This window comes from Bacteroidia bacterium, from assembly GCA_025056095.1.
Classification (GTDB): Bacteria; Bacteroidota; Bacteroidia; order JANWVE01; family JANWVE01; genus JANWVE01.
This window is the reverse complement of sequence record JANWVW010000170.1, coordinates 1-6097: the sequence shown is the minus strand read 5'-3', so window position 1 is coordinate 6097 and position 6097 is coordinate 1. Positions and strand designations below refer to the sequence as shown.

The window sequence follows — 6097 nt, the reverse complement described above, 5'->3', positions numbered from 1 at the left end:
AGCGTAGCCCGAAGCACGCCGACCTTGCCCACACAAGCGCAAGCGAAGTGTGGGCAAGGGCACGCCCAAAAAATAAACTAAAATTTAGATCATTACCAAGCTAACAAACTCAAAAACCTCTTACAGGTTCCTTTTGACGGTTACCGTATTCGCCTGTGCCGCAGGTAATAAAAGTATTTGAGCTACATTGACATGCTTGGGCGCATTAGCCATAAACAAAATACATTGCGCAATGTCCTCAGGGCGAAGCGGTTCAAATCCTTCATAAACCTTCTTTGCACGTTCCACATCACCATGAAAACGAACGATACTAAATTCAGTTTCTGACATGCCTGGGTCAATTGTGCTTACTTTTATGTTGTGCGCCAAAAGATCTAAACGCATGCCCTTAGTAATGGCATCTACGGCATGCTTGGTAGCACAATATACGTTACCTTTCGGATATACTTCATGCCCTGCGGTAGAACCTACATTGATAATATGCCCCTCAATGCCACGCTCAATCATAAAATTGATAACTACTTTACTTACATACAAAAGTCCCTTAATGTTTGTATCTATCATTTCTTCCCAATCTGCATATTCGCCGTTCTGTATTTCTGTCAAGCCCCGACTTAACCCTGCATTATTAACAAGAATATGTATATTTTTCCACTCATCTGGCATGGAATGTAAGGTTTTTTCTACTTCTTCTCTGTTTCTTACATCGAAACAAAGGGGAAGAATATTAGCAGCTTGTTCTTTGTGTTGGTCTATAAAGGCTTGTAATCGGTGCTGCCTTCTACCTGTAATAATAACTCTGTGATTTTGTCTTAAAAATGCAGCAGCAGTTGCCCAACCAAAACCTGAAGTTGCCCCTGTAATCAGTACTGTTTTCATGTTGCAAGTATAGTCAAAAGTATAATGGATTTGAAACGGGATGCTCTATAACCATTTTTTTCGTTTGAATATAAACAGCGTTAGAGCTGAAGAGAGTACCATCAAAAGTAAAGCGAACGGATAACCTAACAGCCATTTCAGTTCAGGCATAAACTCAAAGTTCATTCCGTATATGCTTGCAATGAGTGTGGGCGGCATGAAGATAACAGAAACGACAGTGAATATTTTTATGACCTTGTTTTGTTCAAGGTTAATCAAACCTAGTACTGTATTTTGCAAGTATTCTAAACGTTCAAAATTAAAACGTGCATGGTCTAGTAGAGAACCAATGTCTTTTATCATTACTCGGAGTTTAGGATAAACCTCTTCGGGAAAATAATCACTTTTCAAAATAGCCGAAATTACTCGCTGCTTGTCAATAATATTTTCACGCATAACCATCGTGTTTTCTTGAAATCGGGCTATTTGAAATAAACTATCCTCCGCAGGAACTTGCTGCATGTTGATGTTTTTAGTCAGATTGGCGACTTCTTTTGCTAAAAGTTCGGTTAAATCTGCGTCCAAGTCTATGCGAAGTTCAAAAATACTAACTAATACGTGATAGCCTGTAGAATACCATCGGGCAGCACCTTGCATGCGTTTGTATAATTCTGCAAATGTCCGTAACTCACTGCTACGATACGATATTAAAACTTGGTGTTTGAGAATAAAAGCTACGGTTTCACTGGTGTATGTCCCATTTGCATTGAGTGTCAAAAAGTTACTGATACAAGTAATTTCTGAATCTGTTTCTTCGTATCTTGCACTGCTTTGAATTTCTTCTGTTTCTTGCCTAGAATGGAGCTTAGTCTCAAACTTTTGCTCTACTATCATTTGCTCTTCTGGCGTAGGGCGGTATAAATCTACCCAAATCATGTCCGAAATAGGCGTACTTTGCAAAGCAGCAATAGAAGTGCTTTGCATAATTTTATCTCCATTCTTGTAAGATAAGATAACCACAAGTAACTCAAATTACAGCCGTGTGCAAACTTAATATTTTTGAGTAAAAATGGCATTAAATATATTGCTGCGAATAAAATTACATCAGTAGAAAGCTATGGGTCTAAACAATAAAAAATTGAAAGTCAAATACTTGATTTTCATTTTGCGATTATTCAAACCTAAACTAAAAAGCTAAAACTCTTTGGATAAACCCTCTGCATATTTACTAAATTTATTGCATATTTGTATATTCGTGTGGCAAAAAATAACACTTATTTTATGGACTAAACTTCTATTTGCTTGTATTTGCGTACAAGCTCAATACTCTAATCTACAAAAACATACATTCAGCCGTATTCAACCGCAAGATACTGTATATTTTCCTGTTTCTAATGTTAATCCTAACACTATTCAATTACCTGATACACTCAAAGCAGATTTTGAAATTCTACCTTTCAAAAATGTAATGGTCTATCACGGCAAAAAGGTATTGACAAATGTTACGATTAGCTATCGTACTTTGCCTACACCTGTTCCCGTTGTATATTACAAGCGTAAAAGAGTGTTCAGCGCCAAAAACGATACTACTAAAACCGCTAACTCATCTTTTTCAGTTATTGAAATTCCTTATGAGTACGAAGATAAAGGATTAGGTTTTGAATTTTCTAAGCTTAACAAGCAAGGTAGTCTTACGCGAGGTATTACCTTCGGTAATAACCAAGATTTAGTAGTCAATTCAGGATTTAGGCTGCAGTTTAATGGCAATTTGAACAAAGATATTTCAATTGTAGCGGCTATTACCGATGAAAATATTCCCATTCAGCCCGATGGTAACACAGCTCAAATTACAGATTTTAACCGCATTTTTATCCAAGTAAAAGGTAAAAAAACTACGCTTACGCTTGGCGATTATGAACTTCGTAAATCTGATGGAGAATTTTTACGCTACTATAAGAACGTACAAGGTGCAAGAGTAGTTATTGAAGATAAACACGTATTCAAAACTTGGAAAAGTAAAGAATTATACGGAGCAGTATCTATTGCCAAAGGTAAATTCAAAAATGATACTTTTTCAGGTAAAGAAGGCGTACAAGGACCTTACCGTTTGACAGGGCGAAATAACGAACCTTTTATCATCATTTTAGCAGGTTCGGAAAAAGTGTACGTCAATGGCGAACTTAAACAACGGGGCGAACAAGCAGACTACGTTATAGACTACAATGCCGCTCAAATCACTTTTACCAACAATTGCATCATTAACGCTTATTCTCGGATTGTGGTTGATTTTGAATACGCCGACAGAAATTATGTTCGTACTAATTACGCGTTTGGCTTTCGTGAGCAGGTAGGTAAAAAATTTAATTTTGAGCTACATCATTACACTGAACGGGATAATCCTAACGCTCGTTTAGAAGGTAATCTCAACGATACTGAAAAGTCCATTTTACAAAAGATAGGGGATACACTTCAAAAAGCTTTTATTCCTGCTATACGTATAGATACAAGTAATAAACAGATTCGGTACGCTAAAAGAGACACAACTATCGGCACAAACACATACACTTATTACTATTTTTCTACCAATAAAGACTCTGCCATTTATGCTATTACTTTTGCACCTACTCGTGGCGATTATCGCAAAAAGCAAAGTTTAGTCAATGGAACTGTGTTTGAATGGGTGGCGCCTATTAACGGCGTTCCACAAGGTGAATATGCCCCTGTACAATTTATTGTTGTTCCGAATAGCTATTCCATGACCACAGCCGTAGCTAAATATGATATCCACAAAAATTGGCAAATTCATAGTGAAACGGCTATCAGCAACGTAGATAAAAATCTTTACTCTTCGCTCAATGACGAAGATAACATCGGAATAGCACAGCATATTAGTTTGATAGGTAAAACTCCATTCAAAGACACTACTAAAAAATTTTTATACGAACTGGCTTTCAAAGAAATAAACTTTCATTTTAACGCAATTGACCGTTTTGAAATAGCTGAATTTGCTCGTGAATGGAACATTCCTACGGAACTGCTTACTATCCAACAATCACGCAGGTATATTGCTAATGTACAGTATGTATCCAAAACACAGCAACATAAGCTCATTCTCGGACGATTTTCACGCACGGACAGCTTTACTGCAAACAAAATCCGAATAGAAAACCAATGGAACGCAAAACATCTCATCGGAAACGCATTCAGCGAATACTTTAACGATACCTACAAAAATACTTTTACCACTTGGTACAGAAGTATTGGCAACCTGACCAAACCTTTCAAGTATTTTCATTTCGGAGCGAATTACATCTATGAAAACAAAGTCAACCAAAACATAAAAGCCGATACACTTTTGCCAGGGGGCTACATTTTCAAAGAAATTGAACCTTTTTTCAAGAACACACCTAAACAAAAATTTGAATACGCACTCAAATATAACTACCGAGAGGACTTTGCTACGCCCTTCAATAAAAGTCTATTCAAAAACGTAGCAAATACGTACAGTGCAAAATTTGCTTATCAAGAGTGGGATAAAGTTAAATTCAGGTGGAACAATACTTATCGCGAATTCAAAGTAATGGATAGTGTTTTTATTCGGCAGGGCTTAAAAAATCAGCAAACTGTGGTAAGCAATTTACAGATTGACCAAGAATGGTTCAACAGGGCTTTTTTAAGTGCCACTTTTATAGAATACATGTCCGAGCGAGAACAGAAACGCCAAGTAGCTTTTGTAGAAGTCCAACCTGGCATGGGGACGCATCTATGGAATGATTACAATCAAAACGGTATTCAAGAAATTAACGAATTTGAGCCTTCCCCTTTCATAGACCGGGCAAGGTACGTGCGTATTTTTCTATTGACAAATGAGTTTGTTCCTGCATTAAGTCAAAAGTTTGGGCAGAATTTTAACATCAATTTAGCCAAAGTAGTCAAAGGTAATAAGTGGTATCATACCGTAGTTAAGCGCTTGTCATTTCAAAGTAACATGCGTATTGAACAAAAATACCTTTCGGACGGCAAAATAAATTTTTCTTTACCTTGGCAAGTGGATTTAGACAACATAAATTTGCTTTCTGCTACGCAATTGTTCAAAAATATTTTTTACTATAACCGTAGTGGATTAGGCAAAGGGGGCTTCGGCTTTGATATAGAACATACGCATAATAAAACTAAACTTTTTCTTTCCAATGGATTTGAAACTCGCACTAATCCTTATTGGCAATACACTTTGCGGACGGTTATCAAGCAGAAGTATGGTTTTTATTTCATTTACAAAACAGGACAAAAGCAGGTATTTACAGATTTTGCGATTAATCGCAATTTTGATATTATTCAAAACTTGTATGAAGTTCGTTGTAATGTACAATGGAACAGGAATTTACGTATTTCTTTGAAACAGTCTGTTGATCAAAAAAACAACCGTTGGAATGCGGATTCTACCTATGCGCGGGTGCTTAAAACGGGATTAGATGTCAAGTATTTAGTAGGTACAAAGACAAATTTATCGTTTTTAGTAGATTATGCCCAAATTAAGTACAATGGTAGTACAAATACACCTATTGAGTTTGAGTTGTTAGAAGGTTTGCGAGCAGGTCGGAATGTACTTTGGAATGTGCAGCTCAATCAAAGTCTTACGCAGAGTTTGCAATTAACCTTAATGTATGATGGCAGGGCGAGTGAAGGTACAAAAACAGTGCACACAGGTCGTATGCAATTACGATTGATGTTTTAATTTTTTGGGCGTGCCCTTGTGGGCGTTTCGCTGCGCTCACGCCCACAAGGTCGGCGTGCTACGGGCTACGCTATCGCTTCGGTGCTTCGCTGCGCTTCGCACCGTGCTGACGCACGCCCTTCGCATGCCTCACGCATTATACTACCTGATTCACTCCGTTGACTACCCGTAACAGCATCTCCTCTAATTGCCTTTCAATATCCTGAACACCCTGCTGTAAGTTGTTAGTTGTTATTTGAATATAATCCTGGAACTTGGCTATGTTAATCGTGATGTGGGTAGGTTTACTTCCTCCACTGATAATTTCCTGTGTATTTTTTTGAATTTGTACATCGGCTTGGTTGGCAGATTTTTCAAACTCTTTTTCTGCCCCAAAGATATTTTCTGCGGTTTTGGTTGCAGGCTTTTCGGGTTCGGCAAGCATAACTTCCGCAGGTGTGCCTGCTTCTGTTTTTTCTTTGGCTTCATTTTTACCCAATCCTAATTTTTTCTTTACCCAGTTCG

Annotated in this window: 5 protein-coding genes; 2 read left to right on the top strand and 3 right to left on the bottom strand. The window is 37.6% G+C overall.

Annotated features, from left to right (window positions below):
- Positions 1-120: 120 nt before the first annotated feature.
- Positions 121-879: an SDR family NAD(P)-dependent oxidoreductase gene (locus NZ519_10945; GenBank protein ID MCS7029267.1), complete on the bottom strand. Its 759-nt coding sequence runs from the start codon at positions 877-879 to the stop codon at positions 121-123.
- A 45-nt stretch (positions 880-924) separates the two neighbouring features.
- A complete protein-coding gene (gene corA, locus NZ519_10940) occupies positions 925-1878 on the bottom strand; it encodes a magnesium/cobalt transporter CorA (protein MCS7029266.1) in 954 nt (317 codons plus the stop codon).
- Positions 1879-2113: 235 nt separating this feature from the next.
- On the opposite strand from corA, the gene NZ519_10935 reads away from it, so the two are divergent.
- Together NZ519_10935 and NZ519_10930 are read left to right on the top strand one after the other, a co-directional pair.
- Entirely contained in the window at positions 2114-5593 is a 3480-nt protein-coding gene (locus NZ519_10935; protein ID MCS7029265.1) for a hypothetical protein, read from the top strand.
- A gap of 18 nt (positions 5594-5611) precedes the next feature.
- Complete coding sequence (locus NZ519_10930; GenBank protein ID MCS7029264.1) at positions 5612-5755, top strand: hypothetical protein; 144 nt, start codon at positions 5612-5614, stop codon at positions 5753-5755.
- Here NZ519_10930 and NZ519_10925 read toward each other — a convergent pair.
- Positions 5730-6097, bottom strand: a 368-nt coding sequence (locus tag NZ519_10925) for a hypothetical protein (protein ID MCS7029263.1), incomplete at its 5' end; no start/stop codon positions are given. The genes NZ519_10930 and NZ519_10925 overlap by 26 nt on opposite strands.